The organism is Arsenicicoccus sp. oral taxon 190 (assembly GCF_001189535.1).
Lineage (GTDB): Bacteria > Actinomycetota > Actinomycetes > Actinomycetales > Dermatophilaceae > Arsenicicoccus.
The window spans coordinates 2,873,838-2,896,461 of sequence record NZ_CP012070.1 but is presented as its reverse complement, the minus strand read 5'-3'; the positions used below and the strand labels follow the sequence as shown (position 1 = coordinate 2,896,461).

Below are 22,624 nucleotides of genomic sequence, written 5' to 3'. Positions count from 1 at the left end.
TCGTGCCGGGCGCCACCTCCGTCAGCGGCATCGAGCTCGGCCTGTGGCGGGCCGTGGAGGTCTTCCGGGTCCTGGCCCTGGTCTACGCGGCGGTGATGGTGTGGCTGCACCAGGGCGGGATGACCCGGCCCTGGCTCGCCTGGCTGACGCTGCTGGCGCTGGCCGCGTGGGCGGTCGCCGCCGTGGCCCGGCGGGCCCGCTCCGTGCGCGTCGTCGTGGTCGAGGTCGGGCTGGTGTGCGCCGCGATCCTGATCACGCGGCTGGTCCACCCCGCCGGCGACATCGAGGCCGGCGCCACCACCATCCCCGCGATGTATGCCGCCGCCCCCGTCGCCGCGGCCGCCGTGGTCCGCGGGCTGCGCGGTGGTGTCCTCGCGGCTGCCGCCGTCACCGTCGCCAACCTCGTGGAGGTGGTGCGTCCGACCGGCGCCACGATCTACAACAGCCTGCTGCTGGTGCTGGCCGCGGCCTGCCTCGGCATCTGCACCGACCTGGGGCGCCGCAGCCAGGCCGCGCTGGCGGAGGCGATGCGGGTGCGGGCGCGGGCGGCCGAGCGCGAGCGGCTCGCCCGGGTGGTGCACGACGGGGTGCTGCAGACCCTGTCCTACATCCACCGTCGGGGCGCCCAGCTCGGCGGGGAGGCCGCGGAGCTGGGAGGCCTCGCGGCGGAGTCCGAGCGGGCGCTGCGGCGGCTCGTGACGACGCTGCCGCAGCTGGAGCCGGGGGCCGGGGCGGCTCCCGGGGCGACGCAGGGGGCGCGGGTCGGTCTGGACCTGGACCTGCGCCCGGCGCTGGCCTCGCTGGCCGGGCCCGGCGTGGAGGTGGCGCTGCCGGCGAGCGGCGTGGTGGTGCCGGAGGCTCGGGGACGTGAGCTGGTCGCGGCGGTGCGGGCCTGCCTGGACAACGTCCGCCTGCACGCGGGCCCGTCGGCCCGGGCGTGGGTGCTGCTCGAGGACCTCGGCGGCAGGGTCGAGGTCACGGTGCGCGACGACGGCTGCGGCATCGCCCCGGGGCGGTTGCAGGAGGCCGCGGCGCAGGGCAGGCTCGGGGTGGCCAGCTCGGTGCGCGGTCGGATCGCGGACCTCGGGGGTGCGGTGACCTACCGCGGCGGCCCCGGACGCGGGACGACGTGGTGGGCACCGCCGCCGACGGCACCGGTGCGGTGCGGCGGTGCCTGGCCACCCGGCCCGACGTGCTGGTGCTGGACCTCAAGATGCCCGGCCTGACCGGTCAGGAGGTGTGCACCCGCCTCGCGGACGAGGGACTGCCCACGCGGGTGCTGATCCTCACCGCGAGCGGCGAGGAGCAGGACGTGCTCGACGCCATGACGGCCGGGGCGACGGGATACCTGCTCAAGTCGACCGGTCGCGCCGACTTCCTGGCGGCGGTCGCGGCCACGGCCGAGGGGCGCACGAGCTTCACGCCGGGCCTGGCGGGGCTGGTGCTGGGGGAGTACCGCCGGCTCGCCTCCGGCGCCGACGCCCGCGTCGACGACCCGGTGCCGGAGCTGACGGCCCGGGAGGTCGAGGTGCTGCGCCTGGTCGCGACGGGCTTGTCCTCCAAGGACATCGCCGCCGAGCTGACGATCAGCCACCGCACCGTCCAGAACCACGTCCAGAACACCCTCACCAAGCTGCAGCTGCACAACCGGGTCCAGCTGGTGCGATTCGCCCTGGACAAGGGCCTCGGCGACCGCTGAGCGACCAGACCGTTCAGGCCAAGGCCCGACCGGTCAGGCCGACGAGGCCAGTGAGGCCAGTGGGGTCAGGCCCGTCAGAAGGTCGGGAACCGCTCGCTGGTCTGCTCCGGCGGGATCGTCTGCTCGCGCAGCACCTGCAGCACCCGCGCGTCGATGCCGTCCGGGACGAGCCGCATCTCGAGGTTCTCCAGGCCGGCCCAGGCGGGCAGGGCGGCGCTCACGTCGCCGGCGAAGCCGAGCCGCTCCAGCCGCCCCCGGACGTCCTCCAGCAGCGGGCCCTCCAGCGGCAGCACCTTGGTCGGCCGCCCGAAGTGCAGCTCGTTGAGCACCACCAGCCGCTGCAGCTCCTGCACCGGGTGCTGGTGGTCGTCGACGCGCAGGTCGGCGAGCACGCCGTTGTGGTCGTAGCCGGCGCCCGGGGCCGTGGCGTAGATGCCGGCGCTCTGGTGGCCGCGGCGGTCGCCGCCGGCCCGGTCGCCCGCCGCGAGCGCCTCCACGAGCCGGTCCACGAAGGGCAGGTGGGAGCCCTCGAGCCAGGCCCGCTGCATCTCCAGGACGACGTCCTCCCCGGCCAGGATGTTGCCCTGGATGGCATACCCCCCGGTGGAGTCCCGGCCCGCCACGCCCCCGCACCACGGGAAGCACGCGTCGCCGGTGTAGGTGACCTGGCTGTCGCGCCCCACGATGCCGACCTGCCGGGTCGCGGCCTCGTGGTCCTCGGCGGTGATGCGCTGCAGCGCCTCCTCGGCCGAGTGCCCCTCGGAGAGTCGGTCCAGCGCGGCCACGCGGTAGCCCACGTTGGCGAGGGCCTGGCTGGCGACGGCCCCGACCCCGGGACGCACCATGGCGACGGTGCCGGTGGCGGCGAGGAACTTGCTCGCGACGGCGACCCCATAGGCCTCGCCGACGTTGGCCACGATCGAGAAGGTCATGGCTCGACCCTAGCCGCTCGCCCGGGACCGTGGCTCGGTGCAACGGCGGGCGCGGCATACGGGCTCGTCCCGCTCGTGATGTGGACGTGCACGTGCCGCTGCGGGGAGCGCCCTAGGCTGGCGGGCGTGAGTACCGACCCCGCACCCGAGCTCCTCACCGCCCTCGACGCCTGGCGCGACCTGCCTGCCGCGCAGCAGCCGACGTGGCCGGCGGGCTCGGGGATCGAGGAGGCGGTGGCGACGCTGCGCTCGATGCCGCCGCTGGTCTTCGCCGGCGAGTGCGACCAGCTCACCGACCGGCTGGCCGCGGCCGGGCGCGGGGACGCCTTCGTGCTGCAGGGCGGCGACTGCGCGGAGACCTTCGCCTACGCGACCGCCGACAACATCCGCGACCGGGTCAAGACGCTGCTGCAGATGGCCGCGGTCCTCACCTACGGCGCCAGCGTCCCGGTCGTCAAGATCGGTCGTATGGCGGGGCAGTACACCAAGCCGCGGTCGTCGGACGTCGAGACCCGCGGGGACGTGACGCTGCCGGCCTACCGCGGCGACATGGTCAACGACTTCGACTTCACCGAGGAGGCGCGCCGGCCCGACCCGCACCGCATGGTCCGCGGCTACCACGCCAGCGCGGCGACCCTCAACCTGGTCCGGGCGTTCACCACGGGTGGGTTCGCCGACCTGCGGCACGTGCACGCGTGGAACCGCGGCTTCTCCGCCAACGCCGAGTACTCCCGCTACGAGTCGATGGCCCGCGACATCGACAAGGCGATGCGCTTCATGCTGGCGTGCGGCGCCGACTTCGACGCGATGCGGGCCGTGGAGTTCTACGCGAGCCACGAAGCGCTGCTGCTGGAGTACGAGCGCGCCCTGACCCGCATCGACCACCGCACCGGCGCGGCCTACGACACGAGCGGTCACATGGTGTGGGTGGGCGAGCGCACCCGCCAGCTCGACGGCGCGCACCTGGACTTCGTCGCGACGATCCGCAACCCCGTGGGCGTCAAGCTGGGGCCGTCGGTGACCGGTGACGAGGTGATGCGCCTGGTGGACCGCGTCGACCCGCAGCGCCGGCCGGGCCGGCTGACCTTCATCACGCGCATGGGCGCCGGCACGATCCGCGAGGCGTTGCCGCCGATCGTGGAGCGGGTGCGCTCCGAGGGGGTCGTCGTGACCTGGGTGAGCGACCCGATGCACGGCAACACCCACACGAGCAGCGGTGGCTACAAGACCCGCGACTTCGACGACGTGGTGGAGGAGGTGCGGGGCTTCTTCGCGGTGCACCACGACCTCGGCACCGTCCCCGGCGGCATCCACGTCGAGCTCACCGGCAACGACGTCACCGAGTGCACCGGCGGCTCCTCGCGCATCCACGAGACCGACCTCGCCTCGCGCTACGAGACGGTGTGCGACCCGCGGCTCAACCACCAGCAGAGCCTGGAGCTCGCCTTCCTCGTCGCCGAGATGCTCGCCGAACGCTCCTGACCGACGGTCGGGAGCCGTGTGAGAGAGTTCCCCCATGCCGCGCCAGGAGTCCCGCACCGTCCCCCCGGGGCAGCGGCTCGTGCCCGACATGCCGGTGCAGCACTACGGCCGGGTGCCGACCCTGGACCGGCACACGTGGACGCTGACCTTGGCGGGTGAGACCGAGGGCGAGGCCCGCGTGGTCACGTGGGAGGACCTGCAGGAGCTGCCGCAGGTGACCTTGCTCGCCGACCAGCACTGCGTGTCCAAGCTGACCCAGCAGGACGTCGAGTGGACGGGCGTGCTGGTCCGCGACGTCGTCGAGCTGGCACCGCCGCGGTCGGGGATCGAGCACACGCTGGTCTCGGCGGAGTACGGCTACAGCTCCTCGGTGGGGCTCGCCGACCTGCTGTCGCCGCGGTCGCTGCTGGCGACGCACCGCCAGGGTGAGCCGCTGTCCGCGGAGCGCGGTGGCCCGGTGCGGTTGGTGCTGCCGCACCTCTACGGCTTCAAGGGCCCCAAGTGGGTGCGGGAGATCGCCTACGTCCCCGCCCCGGTGCGGGGCTTCTGGGAGCAGCGCGGCTACCACCTGGTCGCGGACGTCTGGCGCCAGGAGCGCTACGCCTACCAGTGACCGGCCGTATGCCGGTGCGGGGCTGCGGCTCGGCGGCGGTCAGGGCTCGTGGTGCAGCGCCTCGAGGGGCGGCGCGTCGTCGTCGGCGCCACGGCCCCGCCGTCCGGCCAGCTCGACGAGGTACATCGCGGCCAGGATCAGCCCGCCGCCGAGGAGCATCCGGCCCGTGAGGGACTCCCCGCCGAGCAGCACCGCGAAGCCCGCCGCGAAGACCGGCTCGAGGGTCATCACGATGGCGGCGCGCGTGGCGGACAGGTGGGCCTGAGCCCAGGTCTGCGCCCACAGCGCACCGGCCCCCGCGACGATCGCCATGTAGAGGACCGCGCCCCAGGCTCCGGGCGTCGGCGGCAACCGGACCCCGTCGAGGGCGGCGGCGGCGCTGCAGCCGACCGCCAGGGCGATCATCTGCACGGTGGCGAGGGCCGTCGCCAGCTCGGCCCGGGTGTAGCGGCCCACCCCCAGGATGTGGACGGCGTAGACCCCGGCGCACAGCAGCGTCAGCAGCTCGCCGAGCCCGATCGCGAGCCCGTCGGGCCCGAGGGAGAGCACCCCGAGGCCGCCGACGGACAGCACCGCGGCGACCCAGGTGGCCCGCCCGACGCGGTCCCGCAGCACGACGGCCGCCAGCAGCGGCGTCAGGACGACGTAGAGCCCGGTGATGAAGCCGGAGCGGGACGCCGAGGTGTGGGCGAGGCCTACCGTCTGCAGCACCTGCGCGAGGGCGTAGACGACGCCGAGGACGAGGCCGGCCACCCAGGCGCGCCGGTCCAGCCGCCGCAGGCTGCGGCCGAAGACCAGCAGCAGGCAGACCGCGGCGATGGTGAAGCGCACCGCGAGGAAGTCCAGCGGGTCCATCGTGTCGAGCAGGTCGTGGATGAGGTAGAAGGTCGATCCCCACACCGCCGTGACACCGACGAGCGCCAGGGTGGCCGTGCCCGCGCGCGAGGGTGCGTCCACGGCTAGACCACCACGATGGTGACGGTGCTGCCCTTGGGTGCCTTCCCGCCGCCGCCGGGCCGCTGCTGGGAGACGAGCCCGAAGACCTCGCCCAGCGGGGAGGAGACCTTGACGGTGAAGCCGGCTGCCTCCAGGACGCGGCGTGCGTCCGCCTTGCTGCTGCCCGTGACGCTCGGGACCGCCACCAGCTCGGGCCCCTTGGAGACGGTGACCGTGACGGTGTCCCCCTTGAAGCGGGTGCCGGTCGCCGGGTCCTGGCGGATCACGGCCCCGTCGGGGACGGTCGTGGAGTACTCCCGCTGGGGCGCCTCGGCGTAGGTGAGACCCACGGCGGTGAGGGCGGCGCGGGCGTCGTCGGTGGTCTTGCCGGCGAGGGCCGGGACCGGCAGGGGCTGGCGGCCCTTGCTGACGACGAGGTCCACGGCGGCCAGCGGCTTCAACGGGCTGCCGGGGGACGGCGACGCGCTCACGACCGAGCCGGCGGGCACCTTCTCGTCATACGCCTCGGTGAGGCGCCCGAGCGAGAGGTGGGCGTCCTTGACGGCCTGCTGGGCGGCCGCTCCGGGCTGCCCGACCACCTGCGGGACCGGGTAGCGCTCGGGGCCGCGCGAGACGTAGACCGTGACGTCGTCGGTGCGGTGCAGCGACGCGCCCTCGCCCGGCGCGGCCTTGATCACCGTGCCGCGCGGGACCGTCTCGTCGAAGGCCTCCTCGACGACGGCGTCCAGGTGCGCGGCGTCGAGCCGGCTGCGGGCCTCGTCGACCGGGACGCCCACCACGGCCGGCACGGTCGCTGGCGCACCGGGCCCGGCGCCGAACCACCACGCCGCGCCGCCTCCCACGAGCAGGACCAGTGCGAGCAGGGGGATGAGCCAGCGCCACGGTCGGCGTGGGGCGGTCGTGACGCCGGTGGCGCCGGTGGCGCGGTGGGGCTGCACGGGGGTGGCGATGGCGCGGCGACCGCCCGGCACCTGGTCGCGGGACAGCGCCACCGTCGGGGCCGTGACGGCCCGGTCGCCTGCGCGGGGGCGCGCGTCGAGCTCGTCGAGGGGCAGCTCGCGACGTATGCCGCGCAGCCGCTCGGCCAGCGCCGCACCGTCGGCGGGCCGGTCGGCGGCGTCGCGCGAGGTCGCCCAGCGGACCACCTCGTCCAGCGCCTCGGGCACGCTCGGCACCCGGTCGCTCGGGCGGCCCACCGCCCCGTGGACGTGCTGGTAGGCGACGTGGATCGGGGACTCGCCCTCGACCGCCTTCTCGCCGGTGAGCAGCTCGTAGAGGACGAGCCCGGCGGCGTAGACGTCGCTGCGGGCGTCGGCGATGCCGCGCTCCACCTGCTCGGGGGACAGGTAGGACACCGTGCCGAGGATGGTCCCGTCGGTCGCGGTCACCGTCTGAGCGGTCACCGCCCGCGCCAGCCCGAAGTCCGCGACCTTGACGCGGCCGTCCTCGCGGATGATGACGTTCTCCGGCTTGACGTCGCGGTGGACGATGCCCGCCCGGTGCGCGACGCCGAGGGCGTCGGCGAGCGGGACGACCAGGTCGATCGCGGCGCGGGCCGTCAGCGGCGCCTCGCCGTGGATGACCTCGCGCAGGGTGCGGCCCGGGACGAGCTCCATGACCAGGAACCGGTCCCCGTCGTCGACGCCCTGGTCGAAGACCGCGACGACGTGAGGGTCGTTGAGCCGTGCCGCCGACCGCGCCTCGCGCTGGAAGCGGGAGGCGAAGGCCTCGTCGTCGGCCAGGCCCCGCCGCAGGATCTTGACCGCGACCTCGCGGTCCAGCCGCTGGTCCACGGCCTCCCACACCGAGGCCATGCCCCCGTCAGCGATGTGCCGCACCAGGCGGTAGCGCCCGTCGAGCACCCGCCCGGGCATGCTGAGGTCGGTGGGACGAGACACCCTGCGATCCTAGGCGGGCGCCCCGCCCAGGCCTCACATCCTCGCCCGGTGTGCCTTGACGGAGGCGACGTAGCGGCGGGTCTCGGCATACATCCCGCGCGCGGTGACCGACGGCAGGCCCTGGTAGTAGCCGCCGATCGCGGCGTCCTCGCCGCCGGCGGTGGCCTGCAGCTGCTTGAGGATCACCACGCCCGCCGTGACGTTGTCGCGGGCGTCGCCGAGGTCGAGCGGGCGACCTGCGAGCTGGGAGGCCCAGCGCTGGTTGGCCGGCATGACCTGCATGACCCCGCGGGCACCGACGTGGGAGGTGACGCCCTGCCGCCAGCCGGACTCCTGCAGCCCGACCGCGAGCGCCAGGCGCGGGTCCACCCCCCGCTCGACGGCCACCTGCTCGATCAGCGCGCGGACCTGCTGCTGCTCGGTCGCAAGCGGTCGCGCGGGGGCGGGCCGGGCGGCAGGTCGCGGCGCCGGGGCCTGCTTCGGGGCCTGCTTGGGGGCCCGGGCATCGACCTGGCGGGTGGCCTGCGGGGCGACTGCCGCGGCCGCGCGCACCGGGACGACCAGGCGCTGACCAGGGTGGATCAGCCGGCCGCCCTGCGGGAGGCGGTTGGCGGCCACGACGTCCTGGACCGTCACGCCGGCGCGGCGGGCGATCGTGTAGGTCGAGTCACCCGGGCGCACCGTCCAGGAGGCGGGCGCCGGGTCCGCGGCGGCGGCGGCCGGAGCGGCGGGAGCCACCCCCGTGGCGACGGTGGCGACGGCGGCAGCGGCGACGACGGCGAGCGGCATACGGGTCCTTGGGTCGGGGGAGCGGAGGGCCGTCCCAGTGAAGCACGGTCACCCGGATGGCGCATCCGTGCGTCACCTCGCCGGACCGGGGTGGCGCGCCGGGGCGCGGGTTCGTGGCAGGCTGGGGAGGTGAGCCGATCCGCTGCCCCGAGTCCTGAGCTGTTGTCCGCCGTGGAGGAGCTGGTGCCCGGCTGGGTGACCGTGCCCGACCTCGCCGAGGCGGGCGGGGTGCCCCTCTCGACGGTCCGGACCTGGTTGCAGGAGCGGCTGCTCCTCGCGGTCCGCCGGGGCGAGCGCACCGTGGTGAGCATCCCGGAGACGTTCGTGCAGGAGGGGGCGCCGCTGGAGGCGCTGCGCGGGACGCTGTCGGTGCTGCACGACTCCGGGCTCGGCGACGCCGAGGCGATCGAGTGGCTGCACACGCCGGACGACTCGCTGCGCACCGGCACCCCGATCGGCGACCTGCGGGCCGGTCACAAGACCGAGATCCGCCGCCGCGCCCAGGAGCTGGCCTTCTGACCTGACGCCGTGGGCGCCTGAGCCGGCAGGGTGGGCCGGCTGCGGCGCGGTCTCGGCCGGCTCGGTTTCAGCTGGCGCGGTTTCAGCTGGCGCGCTGCGTGGCGTAGGTCGCGAGGTCGGCCAGGACCGCGCGCCCGTCGTCGAGGAGCCCCTGCGTGGCGGCGAGCTCGACGAGGGCCTGCTCGAGCAGCCGGTCGATGTCCCGCTCGACGGCGTCGACCGCGCCGGAGGACACGATGGCGTCGCGCATCTGCGCCACCGCCCGCTCCTCCAGGTGGGGGTCGCCGAGCCTACGGGCGAAGGCGGCGGCCTCGGCCCGGCCGAGGCCCTCCAGGGTGTGGGCGACGAGGACGGTCTGCTTGCCCTCGCGCAGGTCGTCGCCGGCGGGCTTGCCCGTCGCGGCCGGGTCCCCGAAGACGCCGAGCAGGTCGTCGCGCAGCTGGAAGGCCTGTCCCACGCACAGCCCGAACTCGCCGAGGTGCTGCAGGTCCCGGTGCCTGGCCCCGGCGGCGGCGGCCCCGATGAGCAGCGGGTGCTCCACGGAGTACTTCGCGCTCTTGTAGGTGATGACGCGGTGCGCGCGGGCCAGGCGCTGCTCGGTCGTCAGGTCGGACCAGCCCCGCGCGGCCTCGAGCACGTCGAGGAACTGCCCGCCCATGAGCTGGGTGCGCATCTCGTCGAAGATGGGGCGGGCCCCGTGGAGCTCCTGACGCGACAGCCCCGAGGTCGCGAACATCGAGTCGGTCCAGGTCAGGCACAGGTTGCCGGCCAGGATCGCCCCGGCCACGCCGAACCTCTCGGACAGCCCCTCCCACCGCTGGTCGGCGTGGTGGGCGGCGAGGCGACGGTGCGCGGCAGGCATCCCGCGCCGGGTGTCGCTGTCGTCCATGACGTCGTCGTGGAGGAGGGCGGCGGCCTGGAAGAGCTCCATCGCGGTGGCGGCCCGCACGATGGCCTCGTTGTCGTCGCCGCCGGCGGCGCGGTAGCCCCAGTAGCAGAAGGCCGCGCGCAGGCGCTTGCCGCCGCGCAGGAGGTCGGCGACCGCGTCGACCAGCAGCCGCGTGTCGCGACCGACCGCGGCCAGCTGGGCGGCGCGCAGGGCGATCTCCTCGTCGATCTCGGCCTGGACCCGGTGGCGCAGCCGCGCCAGGTCGACGATCTCGGTCCCTGCGGTGGTCATCGCGACAGCCTCCATCCGTGCGCCGTGCGGGGTGCCCACATGGCGTGCGCTCCGAGCCTACGCGGTCGCGGTCACCTAGAGTGCCCGCCATGGTCTCTGGCTCGTCGTTCCTCGCCCCGCGCGACCACCTGTCCGGGGCCTCGATCCCGGACATGCTGGCCAAGGAGGGCACGAGCTTCTCCTTCGAGTTCTTCCCGCCCCGCTCGGACGAGGCCGAGGCCGTGCTGTGGGAGGCGATCCGGCACCTGGAGAAGAAGCGGCCGTCCTTCGTGTCGGTGACCTACGGAGCGGGCGGCACCACGCGGGACCGCACCGTGCGGGTGACCCAGCGCATCGCCGAGGAGACCACGCTGCTGCCGATGGCGCACCTGACGTGCGTCGGGTCGTCGGTGGGGGAGCTGCGCTCCGTGATCGGGGCGTATGCCGACGCGGGGATCCGCAACGTCATGGTGCTGCGCGGGGACCCGGCCGGGGGGCTGGGCTCACCGTGGGTGGCGCACCCGGAGGGCCTGGACCACGCGGACCAGCTGGTGGACCTGGTCCGCTCGCTCGGTGACTTCACGATCGGGGTGGCGGCCTTCCCGGACGGTCACCCGGAGTCGTCCTCGCGGGAGCAGGACGCCGACGTGCTGGTCGCCAAGCAGCGGGCGGGCGCCGACTTCGCCGTGACCCAGATGGTCTTCGACGTCGACAACTACCTGCGGCTGCGCGACCTCGTGGTCGCCCGCGGCGGGACGCTGCCGATCATCCCGGGGCTCATGCCGGTGACCAACCTGCGTCAGATCAGCAGGATGGCCGAGCTGTCCGGGGCGGCGCTGCCGACCTCGGTGACCTCCCGGCTGGAGGCGGTGGGCGAGGACGCCGACGCGGTCCGCGAGGTGGGGGTGCAGATCGCCACCGAGCACGCGCAGCGGCTCATGGACGAGGGCGCGCCGGGGCTGCACTTCTACACGATGAACCGCTCGACGGCGACGCTGGAGGTCTTCGCCAACCTCGGTCAGTGAGGCTCAGCGAGTCTCAGCGAGGGGCAGGGAGTCTCAGCGAGGGTCGCCGGGCCCGTCCAGCCGCAGGTCCTCCGCGTCGCGGCGCCGGGTGCCCCAGTCGTCATACCTCCGCTTGATGGAGACGATGCGGCGCAGCAGCCAGACCACGGCGACGATGCCGATCAGCAGGAGGATGCCCGCGACGGTGGCGGCGGCCCAGGGGTGGTTGGTGGCGAGGGTCATGACGCCGACGACGGCGACGTCCTCCGCCGAGGAGATCGCGATGTTGCTGACCGGCTCGGGAGAGGCGTTGACGCCGGCGCGGATGCCGGCCTTGACGCCGTGGCTCGCCAGGGCGCTGAAGCCGCCGGTGGCGGCGGCGAAGGCCTGCTCCAGGCCGGACCCCTCGTGGCCGGCGAGCAGGTAGCCGAGCGTCGCGCCCACGGCCGGTCGCACGACCGTGTGGACGCTGTCCCACGCGGTGTCGACGTAGGGGATCTTGTCGGCGAACATCTCGAGCAGGAAGAGCACCGCCGAGGCGATCAGCACGTCGGTGCGGGTGAGCACCCCCGGGACGAGGTCGACGGAGAAGAACCGTCCGGCCAGGCCCATGACCAGGACCACGGCGTAGGCGTTGATGCCGCTCGCCCAGCCGCTCGTGAAGACCATCGGCAGCAGCTCGGTACCCATCTGTCCTCCGTCTCGTCGGGCTCCATCGGTGTGGCATCACGGTAAGGGCCGGGGCGGCCCCGGGATTCTCGAACGCCCGTGCCGAGGGGTCACGGGGTGGTATCGATCCGGGGCTCGGCGCGGCGGTGACCACCCGACCAGCGGTGATGCGCATGTGGGTGACAAGGGGCTGGGGGTCTGTCAGAGGTCGGCCCTAGAGTTCTCTTCATCGAACAAAGATTCGACAAAAGTGATCGAACGCCCTGGGCGCTCGCGGTCGGGAGGAGAGAGCCATGCGCCGTTGCGAGGATGCCATCGAGGTCCGGCACGACGGTCGTCCGCTGCAGTTCATCTGGCGGGGCCGGCTCTACGACGTCCGCTCCGTGGTCGACCACTGGCGCGAGCGACGCCCCTGGTGGCGCGAGGTGCCGGACACCCGCGCGGTGACCGCCGCGGACCTCGAGGGAGAGGTCTGGCGGGTCGAGGCCGCCGCCGGTCGCTCCGGCGTCCTCGGGGTCTACGACCTGGCGGTCCGCGGCACCCGCTGGCAGCTCGTCGCCCTCTCCGACTGATCGCGCCCCACCCTCACCCTTCGACCTCACCTTCACTCCCACCTTCAATCGTGTTTTTCACCCTCATTTTGTGCGTATGACGAAAGCAGGTGCTCCCATGACGGCGACGACCACCCGACCCCCGTTGACCACGGCGACGCTGGACCTGCTCGACCGGGCCTACGCCGCGCTCGCCGAGGCGACCTGCGCGACGACGACGGCTGACCGCTACGTCGCGGCACACCTGTCCGGGCTGCGAGCCGGGGCGGCGCTGCTGGCCACCCGTGGGCGCCCCGCCGGCCGGGGCCGCCCCCGCAGCGTGTGGGAGCTGCTGCCCGCCGCGGCCCCCGAGCTGGGGGAGTGGGCCGCGTTCTACGCCGCCTCGGCGGTGCGCCGGTCCGTCGCCGAGCGGGGCGGGCTGATCTCGGCCCGCGAGGCGGACGACCTGGTGCGAGCCTCGGAGACCTTCCTCGGTCTCGTCGAGTCCTCGCTGGGCGCGGCCCCGCACGCGCCGCTGCCGTCCCTGCAGGTGGCTGCCGGTGTCCGATGACTTCGTCCACCTGCACGTGGCGTCGGGGCACTCGCTGCGCTACGGCACGACCACCCCGGGCGACCTGGTGGACCTGGCGGCGGGGTGGGGCCAGCACACCCTGGCGCTGACCGACCGCGACGGCCTCTACGGCGCCGTGAAGTTCGCCCAGGCCTGCCTCGCGCGCGGCATCGCCCCGGTCCTCGGCGTGGACCTCGCCGTCGGGGCCGTCGCCGGTCGGCAGGGGCGCCCGCCGGGGCGCACCCCGGTCCGCGGCGGTGCGCTCGTCGACCCCCGGCTGCCGCGGGTCACCGTGCTCGCGCGGGGGCAGGCGCACCTGCCGCCCGGGACCGGCTGGGCCCGGCTGTGCCGCCTGGTCACCGCCACCCACCTCGCGGGCGAGCGGGGCACCCCGGTGACCAGCCTGGAGCTCGTGGCCGAGCATGTCCGCGTCGAGCACGCCCGCTCCGAGCACGCCCGCGCCGAGCGGTCGGCCGCCCTGACGGTGCTGGTCGGGCCCGACTCCGACGTGGGCCGCGCGGTCCTGCAGGGCCGCTCCGTGCTGGCCCGGGAGCGGCTGGACCGCTGGCGGCGAGCGCTGCCGGAGGGCGCCCTGGTCGTCGAGGTGGTCTGCCACGAGGGTCCTCCCGGCACCCCCGTCAGCCGTCGCCAGGCCGCGGCCATGCTGGCGCTGGCCGACGCGGCCCGGGTGCCGGCGGTGCTGACCGCCGCGGTGCGGCACGGGCGCCCCGAGGACGCGATCACGGCCGACGTCCTCGACGCCGCCCGGCGCCTCGTCGCCCTCGACACCCGCCACCTGGACCGGGTCACCACGCTGGGCCACCTGTCCTCGACGCCCGCCATGGTCGCGCTGGCCCGGGTCGTCTGCGACGGCGACCAGGCCCGGGCCGACGAGCTGCTGCGCCGCACCCTGCAGGTCGCGGCCGACTGCCGCCTCGACCCGCGCAGCGACCTCGGGATCGGGTCGGTGCAGCTGCCGGAGCCCGGGGTCCTCGGCATACGGCCGGGGGAGTCTCCGCAGCGGGTGCTGGCCGAGCGCTGCCGAGGCGCGCTCCCCGCCCGCTACCCGGGCGCGAGCGACCGGGAGCGGCGCGCCATCGAGGCGCGGCTGGAGGACGAGCTGGGGGTCGTGGCGACGCTCGGCTACCCGACCTACTTCCTCACCGTCGCCACGGTCTGCGACCTGATCCGCGACATGTCCGGGAGGGTCGCCGCCCGGGGGTCCGGCGCCGGCAGCCTGATCAACTACCTGCTCGGCATCAGCGGGGTCGACCCGATCCGCTACGACCTGCTGATGGAGCGGTTCTGCTCCCCGCTGCGCGCGCAGCTGCCCGACATCGACATCGACGTGGAGTCCGACCGGCGGACCGCGATCTACGAGCGGGTCCTCGACCGCTTCGGCGGTGACCGGGTGACCTGCGTGTCGATGATGGACAGCTACCGGGTGCGCCACGCGATCCGGGACGTCGGGGGAGCGCTCGGCATGCCGCCGACCGAGATCGACGCGATCGCCAAGGCCTTCCCCCACATCCGGGCCCGGGACGCCCGCAACGCCATCGCGGACCTGCCCGAGCTGCGGGCGAGCGGCCTGGACGCCCCCCGGCTGCAGACCTTCTTCGACCTGGTCGAGCGCGTCGACGGGCTGCCCCGCCACGTCGCCCTGCACCCGTGCGGGGTGGTGCTGTCCAACTCCGGGCTGCTCGACCGCACCCCCGTCGAGGCGAGCTGGCTCGGCTTCCCGATGAGCCACTTCGACAAGGACGACGTCGAGGCCATGGGGCTGCTCAAGCTCGACGTGCTCGGCATCCGCATGCAGTCGGCGATGGCCCACGCGGTCGCCGAGGTGGAGCGCGTCGACGGGATCCGCATCGACCTGGACGACCAGGCCCAGGTGCCGCTGGACGACGAGGCGACCTTCCGGCTGATCCGCAGCACCCACACCCTCGGGTGCTTCCAGATCGAGTCCCCCGGGCAGCGGGAGCTGATCGGCAAGTTCGGTCCCGAGCGGTTCGAGGACATCGTCATCGACATCTCGTTGTTCCGGCCCGGGCCGGTCAAGTCGGACATGATCACCCCCTTCCTGCGGGCCCGGCAGGGGTGGGCCGAGCCGGACTACCTGCACGAGACGCTGGTGCCGGCACTGCAGGAGACCGCCGGCGTCGTGGTCTTCCACGAGCAGGTGCTGCGCATCGTCGCCGAGACGGCCGGGGTGACGCTGGCCGAGGCGGACGAGGTGCGGCGAGCCCTGGGGTCGCCTCAGGGTCAGGTGGAGGTCGAGGCCTGGTGGCGTCCGGCGGCGGCCGCCCGGGGCTACGCCCCGCCGGACGTCGACCGGATCTGGGAGGTGCTGCACGCGTTCGCGTCGTTCGGGTTCTGCAAGGCGCACGCCGCGGCCTTCGCGCTGCCGACCTACCAGTCCGCGTGGCTCAAGACGCACCACCCGGCGGCCTTCCTGGCCGGGGTGCTCACCCACGACCCGGGGATGTACCCCAAGCGCCTCATCCTCGACGACGCCCGCAACCTCGGCATCGCGGTGCTCGGCCTGGACGTCAACGCCTCCGGCGACACCTACCGCGTCGAGCGGGTGGAGCCCTGGCACGAGCCGCCGCCGCAGATCCTGGACCAGGTGGGGCGCGCCGGACCGGCCCACCCCGACCTGCCCGACGCCCGCGACTACGGCATCCGGCTCTCGCTCGCCGACGTCAAGGGCATCAGCGACGCCGAGGTGCAGCGCCTCGTCGCCGGGCAGCCCTACGTCACGCTCGCCGACGTGTGGAACCGCGCCCAGCCCTCGCGCCCGGTCCTGGAGCGCCTCGTCCTCGCCGGGGCCCTGGACTCTCTCTACGGCCTGTCGGGGCACCGCGCCGTCGAGGGGCTCGGCCGGCGCGGCAAGATCACCCGGCGCGACCTGCTGCTGCACGTCGCCGAGCTCGAGCGCTACACCCGCGCCACCACCCGCCGCGCGCCCCGCCCCGCGGGAGCCGCAGCCTCCCGGCGACCGGAGACCGGCCCGGAGCTGCGCTCCGCCGCGCCGGACGTGCGCTCGGCCGCTGCCCGGCAGTCCCAGGAGCACGCCCGGGTCACGGCCGCGGCCGAGCAGCCGGTCCAGCTGTCCCTCGACCTCGGCGACGCCCCGGAGCTGACCGTCGGCAGCGGCCTGCCGGAGATGACGCAGACCGAGCGGGTGCGTGCCGAGCTGGAGGTGCTGGGGCTCGACGCCACGGCCCACGTGCTGGAGCCCTACGCCCCGATGCTGCGGGCCCTCGGTGCGGTGCGGTCCGTGGACCTGCTGCGGGCGCGCAGCAGGTCCACGGTGCTCGCCGCGGGCGTCAAGGTGGCCACGCAGACCCCGCCGGTGCGATCGGGGCGCCGGGTGGTCTTCCTCACCCTCGACGACACGACCGGCCCGATCGACGCGACCTTCTTCGAGGACGTGCAGGGGCCGTATGCCGCCACCGTCTTCCACTCCTGGATGCTGCTCGTCCGCGGAGAGGTCCGCCGCACCGGCCCGCGCGGGATCTCGCTGCGCGCCACCGGGGCCTGGGAGCTCGGCACGCTCTGGGAGGAGTGGCTGCGCAGCGGCCCGCAGGGGGTCCACGAGCTCCTCGCGCGCAGCGAGGCCGAGGCGGTGGAGCGGGCCGCCGAGGCCGAGCGGGCCACGGGCACCGAGGGATCGCCGCGGACCCGGCGGGTCCTGCTGCACGCCTCGGGGTTCGCGCAGTCCCCCTACGCAGACATCCGACCAGCCGGAGGAGACCCCCGTGAGGCACCCCGCAAGCTGTGGCACTCCAGCCCCGGCAGCTCCGGGCACTAGGGTGGGACCGACGCCGCGTCAGCGCTCGCCGCTGCACCGCGGACCCCGCCCAGCCGACCGCCAAGGAGCCCCACGATGCCCGACCAGGCGGACCCTGCCCCGTCCCGTCGCTCCCGCGCCGCGGGCGTCGAGACCAACCTGCGCACCGCCGCCGTCTGGGACGCCGTGCGCACCGCCGTCGACGACCTGTCCGGGGAGCTCGGTCGCCCGCTGCGGATCCTCGACCTCGGGGGCGGCACCGGCGGGATCGCCGTCGCCCTGGCCGGCCTGGGGCACGAGATCACCGTGGTCGACCCCAGCCCGGACGCCCTCGCGGCCCTCGACCGGCGGGCGCAGGAGGCCGGCGTCGCCGATCGCGTCCGCGGCGTCCAGGGCGACGGTGGCTCCCTCGCCGCGGTCCACGAGCCCGGCACCGCCGACCTCGTCTGCTGCCACGGGGTGCTGGAGTTCGTCGACGACCCGGCCGCGTCGCTCGCCGCGATCAGCGCCGCCCTCGCCCCCCACGGGCTGCTCAGCCTCACCGTCGCCCAGCGCCTCGCGGTCGTCCTCGCCCGGGCCCTCGCGGGACAGTTCAGCCAGGCCCAGCACGCCCTCACCACGCCCGAGGGCCGGTGGGGGTCCACGGACCCGCTGCCCAGGCGCTTCGACCTGGCCTCCGTCTCCGACCTGGTCGAGGCCGCCGGGCTCGAGATCACCGACGCCCACGGGGTGCGGATCTTCAGCGACCTCGTCCCCTCGACCCTGGTCGACTCCGAGGCCGACCGGATGGCCCTGCTCGACCTGGAGCGGGCGGCGTCCAGCCACCCCGAGTTCGCGATCCTGGGGCAGCTCGGCTCGGCCCTGCACGTCATCGCCGCCCGGCACTGAGGTGACCGCGCCGTGAGCCGGCGGCAGTTCTCCCTGGACGCACCCGACCCGGAGCTGCTGGACGACACGGGCTGCCACGTGCTGCACGTGGACATGGACGCCTTCTACGCGTCGGTGACCCTCCTGGAGCACCCCGACCTGGTCGGCACCCCCGTCATCATCGGCGGCGGCACCCGGGGCGTCGTGCTCTCCGCGACCTACGAGGCACGCCGGTTCGGCGTGGCCTCGGCGATGCCGATGGCGCGCGCCCGGCGGCTGTGCCCCCAGGCGACCGTGCTCGGCCCCGACCACAGCCGCTACGCCGAGGTGTCCCGCGGCGTCATGGCGGTCTTCCGCTCCGTGACCCCGCTGGTCGAGCCGCTCTCCGTGGACGAGGCCTTCCTCGACGTCGCCGGCGCGGTCCGCACCCACGGCCGCCCCGCCGTCATCGCCCGCCGGATCCGCGACGCCGTCACCGACGAGCAGGGCATCACCTGCTCGGTGGGCGTGGCCCCGACCAAGTTCGTCGCCAAGCTCGCCTCCGGGCTCGCCAAGCCCGACGGGCTGCGGGTCGTCCCCGTGGACCAGGTGGTGCCCACCCTGCACCAGCTGCCGGTCGGGGCGCTGTGGGGCGTCGGCGACAAGACCGAGGAGGCGTTGCTGCGGCTCGGGCTGCGCACCGTCGCCGACATCGCGCACACCCCCCGGCCCACCCTGCAGCGAGCCCTCGGCCAGGCCATGGGCGCCTCGCTGCACGAGCTGGCCTGGGGCCGGGACCCGCGCCGGGTGACCCCGGCCCACGTGGAGAAGTCCGTCGGGGCCGACGAGACCTTCGCCCACGACATCGACGACCCCGTCGAGATCCACCGTCACCTGCTCGGCCTCGCCGACCGGTCGACGGCACGGCTGCGCTCCCAGGGCATGGTGGCCCGCACCGTCTCCATCAAGGTGCGCTTCGCCGACTTCACGACGATCACCCGCGCCCGGACCCTGCGCGAGCACACCGACGTCGGCCACGAGGTCTACCAGGTGGCGCGGGAGCTCTTCGACGCCCTCGGGCTGCAACGAGCCCGGATCCGGCTGGTCGGCGTGCGGCTCGAGAGCCTCTCGGAGTCCGGGACGGTGTCGCGGCAGGCGACCCTGGACGAGCCGGAGCACGGGTGGCGCGACGCCGAGCGGGCCGTCGACCGGGCCAGCGCGAGGTTCGGGGCCGGGGTGGTGCGGCCCGCGAGCCTGGTCCGTGGCGCAAGATCTACCGCTACCCCGCCACGGGATCTATCCTGAACCTATCCTCGTTGAGAGAGATGGACGGCCCCCCTCAGCAGACCCGCCGCTGGCCGGACCGCCGTCGCTGCCGACGTCACCGCCACACCCCGAGGGAGGGGGAGCCACGATGCCACTGTCAGAGCGTGAGCAGGCCTTGCTCGAGCAGATGGAGCAGGCGCTCTATGCCGAGGATCCGCGTTTCGCCGAGAACCTCGCCAATCCCACCCCTCCCAACGTCCGGCGCCGACGCGTCATCATCGGCATCCTCGGCGTCGTCGCCGGCCTGGCCGTGGTCCTGCTGGGCGTCACCCAGCAGCTCATCTGGGTGGGCGTCGTCGGGTTCCTGCTCATGGTCGCCGCCGGGGTCTACGCCCTGACCGCGCCCCGCCGAGCCCCGCTGGGCTCCGTGCAGGCCGACGGCTCCGTCCAGCGCAGCCGGTTCGGACGCCGCGGCGGCGCCTCGCGCGCCACGCCGGGCCGCACCCGCACCGGCCAGCAGGGCCGCCGCGCCGCGCAGCCCCGCCAGGGCACCTTCATGCAGCGTCTCGAGCAGCGGTGGGACGACCGCCGCAGCCGCGGCGAGTTCTGACGCGAGTCGGCTGGGTCAGACAGGTCGACTCGGTCACGTCGGTCGGGCCAGGTCGGCTCGATCAGGTCGGTCGCGCCCCGTCACCCGCGCGCCGTCAGCCCCAGAGCAGCGTGCCCACCCAGGCCGCCCCGATGACCAGGCCGGCGGCCAGCTCGATCAGCATGGACAGCCCCACGGCCCGCAGCGCGTGCACCGTCGACGGCCACGCCGCGCCGTGCCCCCGGAGCCGCTGCAGCTCGGACAGGTAGACCCCCAGCACGAAACCCCCGACAGCACCCACCACCGGGACCACGAAGAAGCCGACCACGCCGACCAGCACGCCGAGCACCAGCGACCGGGTCGGCACCCCGCCGGCCCGCAGCCGGCGCCCGGGCAGGAGGTACTGCAGCGCCAGGCCGGCGGCATACGCCACCGTCACGAGCCCGGCGAGCCACCAGACCTGGCCGACCACGGCCCACACCACCACCGCGCCCCACACGAGCAGCAGCCCGGGGAGCACCGGCAGGACGATGCCGATGAGACCGACGACGACGGCGAGGGCGACGAGCAGGGTCACGGAGTCCACGCCACCACGATAGGGCCGACGCGACGAGACCCCCGCCGGCCGGGGGGCCGAGGGGGGTCTCGTCTGGGGGTGCTGCCGCTCAGCTGGTCGGCTCGCGGTGCAGTCGCTCGGTCTGGTCGTCGATGTCGACCGCGATCGGTCGCAGGCTGTCCAGGTGCTGACGCCCGTGGTGGGCGCAGAAGAGCAGCTCCCCGCCGTTGGCGAGTCGTGCTCGGATGTAGGCCTGCGCGCCACAGCGGTCGCAGCGGTCCGCTGCCGTGAGTTCGCTCGATGCCAGTGCAGTGGTCACGATGGGCCTCTCTTTCGCGTCAGTCGGGGTCGTGGGCCCGGTCCTGGAGCCCGACGGCCTCTACGGCGGTGACAACAGTCAAGCACGCAGATTCGTTCCCACCCGCATTTCTCGGCATGCGGAGCGCGCGTCGTCCGCGGCCGCAGGCCGACGTGGGCGTGCCTGCGGGGGCTTGTCGGACCTCACCGGTAACCTGCAGCGCGTGTCACAAGCAACCGCGACCGAGACCTACTCCGCCCGTCACCTGCAGGTCCTCGAGGGCCTGGAGGCGGTGCGCAAGCGCCCGGGGATGTACATCGGGTCCACCGACGGTCGCGGCCTGACCCACTGCCTGTGGGAGATCATCGACAACGCCGTGGACGAGGCGCTGGGCGGCCACTGCGACCACATCGAGGTCATCCTCGGCGCCGACGGCTCGGTGACGGTGCGGGACAACGGCCGTGGCATGCCCGTCGACCGGGAGCCGCGGACCGGCCTGTCCGGCGTCGAGGTGATCTTCACCAAGCTCCACGCGGGCGGCAAGTTCGGCGGGGGGTCGTATGCCGCGTCCGGCGGTCTGCACGGCGTCGGCGCCAGCGTGGTCAACGCCCTGTCCGCGCGGCTGGACGTCCAGGTCGACCGCGGCGGCAAGACGCACCAGATGTCCTTCCGGCGCGGGGAGCCCGGCACCTACGACGACAGCGCCGGGCCCGGCCCGGACAACCCCTTCGTCCCCTTCGAGGACAAGACCGAGCTGCAGGTGGTCGGCAAGACCAGGCGCGGGGTCACGGGGAGCCGGGTGCGCTTCTGGACCGACCCGCAGATCTTCCTCCGGACGGCGTCGCTGGACCGCAGCGACCTCGTGGCGCGGGCCCGCCAGACCGCCTTCCTCGTGCCCGGGCTGACGATCGTCGTGCGCGACGAGCGTGACGCCGACGGTCAGGGTCCCTACGAGGAGACCTTCAAGAATGACGGCGGCATCAGCGAGTTCGCGGAGTTCCTGGCCCCCGACCCCGCCGTGACCGACGTGTGGCGGCTCCAGGGCAGCGGCGAGTTCACCGAGACGGTGCCGCAGCTCGACGCCCGCGGCCACATGGTGAGCACCGAGATGACCCGGGAGTGCCTGGTCGACGTGGCGGTGCGCTGGGGCACCGGCTACGACACCCGCACCGAGTCCTTCGTCAACATCATCCACACCCACAAGGGCGGCACCCACGTCAGCGGCTTCGAGCAGGCCCTGATGAAGGTCTTCCGCAAGCAGCTCGAGGTCAACGCCCGCCGCCTCAAGATCGGCACCGACAAGGTCGACAAGGACGACATCCTCGCCGGGCTGACCGCGGTCGTCACGGTGCGGCTCGCGGAGCCGCAGTTCGAGGGGCAGACCAAGGAGGTCCTCGGCACCAGCGCGGTGCGGGCGATCGTGGCCCGCACCGTCGAGCAGGAGCTCACCGCGATGCTCACCTCCAGCAAGCGCGACCACAAGGCCCAGGCCACGCAGCTGCTGGAGAAGGTCGTCGCAGAGATGAAGTCGCGCATCTCCGCGCGCCAGCACAAGGAGACCCAGCGCCGCAAGAACGCCCTGGAGACCAGCACCCTGCCGAGCAAGCTCGCGGACTGCCGCAGCAGCGACGTGGACCGCTCCGAGCTGTTCATCGTCGAGGGCGACAGCGCCCTCGGGACCGCCAAGCTCGCCCGCGACTCCGACCACCAGGCGCTGCTGCCGATCCGCGGCAAGATCCTCAACGTCCAGAAGGCCTCGGTCGGCGACATGCTCAAGAACGCCGAGTGCGCCGCGATCATCCAGGTCATCGGTGCCGGCAGCGGCCGCAGCTTCGACGTGGACTCGGCGCGCTACGGCAAGGTCATCATCATGACCGACGCCGACGTCGACGGCGCCCACATCCGCACCCTGCTGCTGACGCTGTTCTTCCGCTACATGCGCCCCCTGGTCGAGGCCGGGCGGGTCTACGCCGCCGTGCCGCCGCTGCACCGGATCGAGGTCGTCAACGCCGGCGCCAAGAAGAACGAGCTCATCTACACCTACAACGAGCAGCAGATGCGCACCACGGTCCGGACGCTCGAGCGGCGCGGCAAGAAGATCAAGCAGCCGATGCAGCGCTACAAGGGCCTCGGGGAGATGGACGCCGACCAGCTGGCCGAGACCACGATGGACCCCCGCCAGCGCACGCTGCGGCGGGTCACCCTCGCCGACGCCGAGGCCGCCGAGCGCGTCTTCGAGCTGCTGATGGGCAACGAGGTGGCGCCCCGCAAGGACTTCATCGTCGACTCCGCCCACGCCCTCGACGCCGAGCGCATCGACGCCTGAGCCTGCCGGGAGGCGGCGGCACCGACCGCCGAGGCCGTATGCCGCAGCCGCCCCCCGGCATAAGGCCTCACCCCCTTGCGCGGGGTCACGATCTGGCCGCAGCACCGCGCCCGCGGTGGACGCCCCCC

Annotated in this window: 21 protein-coding genes; 13 read left to right on the top strand and 8 right to left on the bottom strand. The window is 74.3% G+C overall.

What is annotated here, in order from left to right:
* The first annotated feature begins 2 nt into the window (after positions 1-2).
* Together macS and ADJ73_RS13465 are read left to right on the top strand one after the other, a co-directional pair.
* A complete protein-coding gene (macS, locus tag ADJ73_RS13470; RefSeq protein ID WP_050348689.1) occupies positions 3-1,226 on the top strand; it encodes a MacS family sensor histidine kinase in 1,224 nt (407 codons plus the stop codon).
* Entirely contained in the window at positions 1,130-1,699 is a 570-nt protein-coding gene (locus ADJ73_RS13465) for a LuxR C-terminal-related transcriptional regulator (RefSeq protein WP_367379585.1), read from the top strand. Before macS ends, ADJ73_RS13465 begins: the two co-directional genes overlap by 97 nt.
* 74 nt (positions 1,700-1,773) lie before the next feature.
* On the opposite strand, the gene ADJ73_RS13460 is transcribed toward ADJ73_RS13465, so the two are convergent.
* Positions 1,774-2,631, bottom strand: coding sequence for a DUF1028 domain-containing protein (locus tag ADJ73_RS13460; protein WP_050348687.1), 858 nt, complete (start codon positions 2,629-2,631; stop codon positions 1,774-1,776).
* 126 nt (positions 2,632-2,757) lie between these two features.
* Between ADJ73_RS13460 and ADJ73_RS13455 the strand changes: the two genes are divergently transcribed.
* Positions 2,758-4,113 (top strand): class II 3-deoxy-7-phosphoheptulonate synthase, encoded by a 1,356-nt coding sequence (locus ADJ73_RS13455; RefSeq protein ID WP_050348686.1) that lies wholly within the window; start codon positions 2,758-2,760, stop codon positions 4,111-4,113.
* A 34-nt stretch (positions 4,114-4,147) separates the two neighbouring features.
* On the top strand, positions 4,148-4,726 hold the full coding sequence (locus tag ADJ73_RS13450) for a molybdopterin-dependent oxidoreductase (RefSeq protein ID WP_050348685.1): 579 nt from the start codon (positions 4,148-4,150) through the stop codon (positions 4,724-4,726).
* Positions 4,727-4,765: 39 nt separating this feature from the next.
* Here ADJ73_RS13450 and ADJ73_RS13445 read toward each other — a convergent pair whose 3' ends face one another.
* The 3 genes from ADJ73_RS13445 to ADJ73_RS13435 are packed head-to-tail and all read right to left on the bottom strand — an operon-like array spanning position 4,766 to position 8,370.
* Entirely contained in the window at positions 4,766-5,683 is a 918-nt protein-coding gene (locus tag ADJ73_RS13445; RefSeq protein ID WP_050348684.1) for a DMT family transporter, read from the bottom strand.
* Positions 5,684-5,685: 2 nt separating this feature from the next.
* Positions 5,686-7,581: a Stk1 family PASTA domain-containing Ser/Thr kinase gene (gene pknB / locus ADJ73_RS13440; protein ID WP_253272584.1), complete on the bottom strand. Its 1,896-nt coding sequence runs from the start codon at positions 7,579-7,581 to the stop codon at positions 5,686-5,688.
* 33 nt (positions 7,582-7,614) lie between these two features.
* Positions 7,615-8,370 (bottom strand): lytic transglycosylase domain-containing protein, encoded by a 756-nt coding sequence (locus tag ADJ73_RS13435; RefSeq protein WP_050348683.1) that lies wholly within the window; start codon positions 8,368-8,370, stop codon positions 7,615-7,617.
* 129 nt (positions 8,371-8,499) lie between these two features.
* Between ADJ73_RS13435 and ADJ73_RS13430 the strand changes: the two genes are divergently transcribed.
* Positions 8,500-8,889 (top strand): Rv2175c family DNA-binding protein, encoded by a 390-nt coding sequence (locus ADJ73_RS13430; RefSeq protein ID WP_253272583.1) that lies wholly within the window; start codon positions 8,500-8,502, stop codon positions 8,887-8,889.
* Positions 8,890-8,971: 82 nt separating this feature from the next.
* On the opposite strand, the gene ADJ73_RS13425 is transcribed toward ADJ73_RS13430, so the two are convergent.
* Positions 8,972-10,069 (bottom strand): polyprenyl synthetase family protein, encoded by a 1,098-nt coding sequence (locus ADJ73_RS13425; RefSeq protein ID WP_156188236.1) that lies wholly within the window; start codon positions 10,067-10,069, stop codon positions 8,972-8,974.
* An 89-nt stretch (positions 10,070-10,158) separates the two neighbouring features.
* Between ADJ73_RS13425 and metF the strand changes: the two genes are divergently transcribed.
* Entirely contained in the window at positions 10,159-11,073 is a 915-nt protein-coding gene (metF, locus tag ADJ73_RS13420) for a methylenetetrahydrofolate reductase [NAD(P)H] (protein WP_050349467.1), read from the top strand.
* 33 nt (positions 11,074-11,106) lie between these two features.
* On the opposite strand, the gene ADJ73_RS13415 is transcribed toward metF, so the two are convergent.
* Positions 11,107-11,742: a DUF4126 domain-containing protein gene (locus ADJ73_RS13415; RefSeq protein ID WP_050348681.1), complete on the bottom strand. Its 636-nt coding sequence runs from the start codon at positions 11,740-11,742 to the stop codon at positions 11,107-11,109.
* A 272-nt stretch (positions 11,743-12,014) separates the two neighbouring features.
* Between ADJ73_RS13415 and ADJ73_RS13410 the strand changes: the two genes are divergently transcribed.
* From ADJ73_RS13410 to ADJ73_RS13385, 6 genes are all read left to right on the top strand, one after another.
* A complete protein-coding gene (locus ADJ73_RS13410) occupies positions 12,015-12,293 on the top strand; it encodes a DUF6504 family protein (protein WP_050348680.1) in 279 nt (92 codons plus the stop codon).
* A 97-nt stretch (positions 12,294-12,390) separates the two neighbouring features.
* Positions 12,391-12,822, top strand: coding sequence for an SAV_6107 family HEPN domain-containing protein (locus ADJ73_RS13405; protein ID WP_050348679.1), 432 nt, complete (start codon positions 12,391-12,393; stop codon positions 12,820-12,822).
* Positions 12,812-16,636, top strand: a complete 3,825-nt coding sequence (locus ADJ73_RS13400; RefSeq protein WP_050348678.1) for a DNA polymerase III subunit alpha — start codon at positions 12,812-12,814, stop codon at positions 16,634-16,636. The genes ADJ73_RS13405 and ADJ73_RS13400 overlap by 11 nt, the downstream gene beginning before the upstream one ends.
* 75 nt (positions 16,637-16,711) lie before the next feature.
* Complete coding sequence (locus tag ADJ73_RS13395) at positions 16,712-17,503, top strand: methyltransferase domain-containing protein (RefSeq protein ID WP_050348677.1); 792 nt, start codon at positions 16,712-16,714, stop codon at positions 17,501-17,503.
* Between the two features lie 12 nt (positions 17,504-17,515).
* Positions 17,516-18,766, top strand: coding sequence for a DNA polymerase IV (gene dinB / locus ADJ73_RS13390; protein ID WP_050348676.1), 1,251 nt, complete (start codon positions 17,516-17,518; stop codon positions 18,764-18,766).
* Between the two features lie 109 nt (positions 18,767-18,875).
* Positions 18,876-19,337: a DUF3040 domain-containing protein gene (locus tag ADJ73_RS13385; RefSeq protein WP_050348675.1), complete on the top strand. Its 462-nt coding sequence runs from the start codon at positions 18,876-18,878 to the stop codon at positions 19,335-19,337.
* A 94-nt stretch (positions 19,338-19,431) separates the two neighbouring features.
* On the opposite strand, the gene ADJ73_RS13380 is transcribed toward ADJ73_RS13385, so the two are convergent.
* Positions 19,432-19,902 (bottom strand): DUF456 family protein, encoded by a 471-nt coding sequence (locus tag ADJ73_RS13380; protein ID WP_216593636.1) that lies wholly within the window; start codon positions 19,900-19,902, stop codon positions 19,432-19,434.
* A 79-nt stretch (positions 19,903-19,981) separates the two neighbouring features.
* Positions 19,982-20,191 (bottom strand): DUF7455 domain-containing protein, encoded by a 210-nt coding sequence (locus ADJ73_RS13375; RefSeq protein WP_050348674.1) that lies wholly within the window; start codon positions 20,189-20,191, stop codon positions 19,982-19,984.
* Positions 20,192-20,393: 202 nt separating this feature from the next.
* On the opposite strand from ADJ73_RS13375, the gene ADJ73_RS13370 reads away from it, so the two are divergent.
* On the top strand, positions 20,394-22,496 hold the full coding sequence (locus ADJ73_RS13370) for a DNA gyrase/topoisomerase IV subunit B (protein WP_253272582.1): 2,103 nt from the start codon (positions 20,394-20,396) through the stop codon (positions 22,494-22,496).
* The last annotated feature ends 128 nt before the right edge of the window (positions 22,497-22,624 follow it).

What these genes read in the sequence shown, in the direction of transcription:
- ADJ73_RS13450 (WP_050348685.1), top strand. Translation starts at nt 4,148, where the DNA reads ATGCCGCGCCAGGAGTCCCGCACCGTCCCCCCGGGGCAGCGGCTCGTG.
- ADJ73_RS13460 (WP_050348687.1), bottom strand. Translation starts at nt 2,631, where the DNA reads ATGACCTTCTCGATCGTGGCCAACGTCGGCGAGGCCTATGGGGTCGCC.
- ADJ73_RS13385 (WP_050348675.1), top strand. Translation starts at nt 18,876, where the DNA reads ATGCCACTGTCAGAGCGTGAGCAGGCCTTGCTCGAGCAGATGGAGCAG.
- ADJ73_RS13410 (WP_050348680.1), top strand. Translation starts at nt 12,015, where the DNA reads ATGCGCCGTTGCGAGGATGCCATCGAGGTCCGGCACGACGGTCGTCCG.
- metF (WP_050349467.1), top strand. Translation starts at nt 10,159, where the DNA reads ATGGTCTCTGGCTCGTCGTTCCTCGCCCCGCGCGACCACCTGTCCGGG.
- ADJ73_RS13415 (WP_050348681.1), bottom strand. Translation starts at nt 11,742, where the DNA reads ATGGGTACCGAGCTGCTGCCGATGGTCTTCACGAGCGGCTGGGCGAGC.
- ADJ73_RS13395 (WP_050348677.1), top strand. Translation starts at nt 16,712, where the DNA reads ATGCCCGACCAGGCGGACCCTGCCCCGTCCCGTCGCTCCCGCGCCGCG.
- ADJ73_RS13405 (WP_050348679.1), top strand. Translation starts at nt 12,391, where the DNA reads ATGACGGCGACGACCACCCGACCCCCGTTGACCACGGCGACGCTGGAC.
- ADJ73_RS13425 (WP_156188236.1), bottom strand. Translation starts at nt 10,069, where the DNA reads ATGACCACCGCAGGGACCGAGATCGTCGACCTGGCGCGGCTGCGCCAC.
- ADJ73_RS13435 (WP_050348683.1), bottom strand. Translation starts at nt 8,370, where the DNA reads ATGCCGCTCGCCGTCGTCGCCGCTGCCGCCGTCGCCACCGTCGCCACG.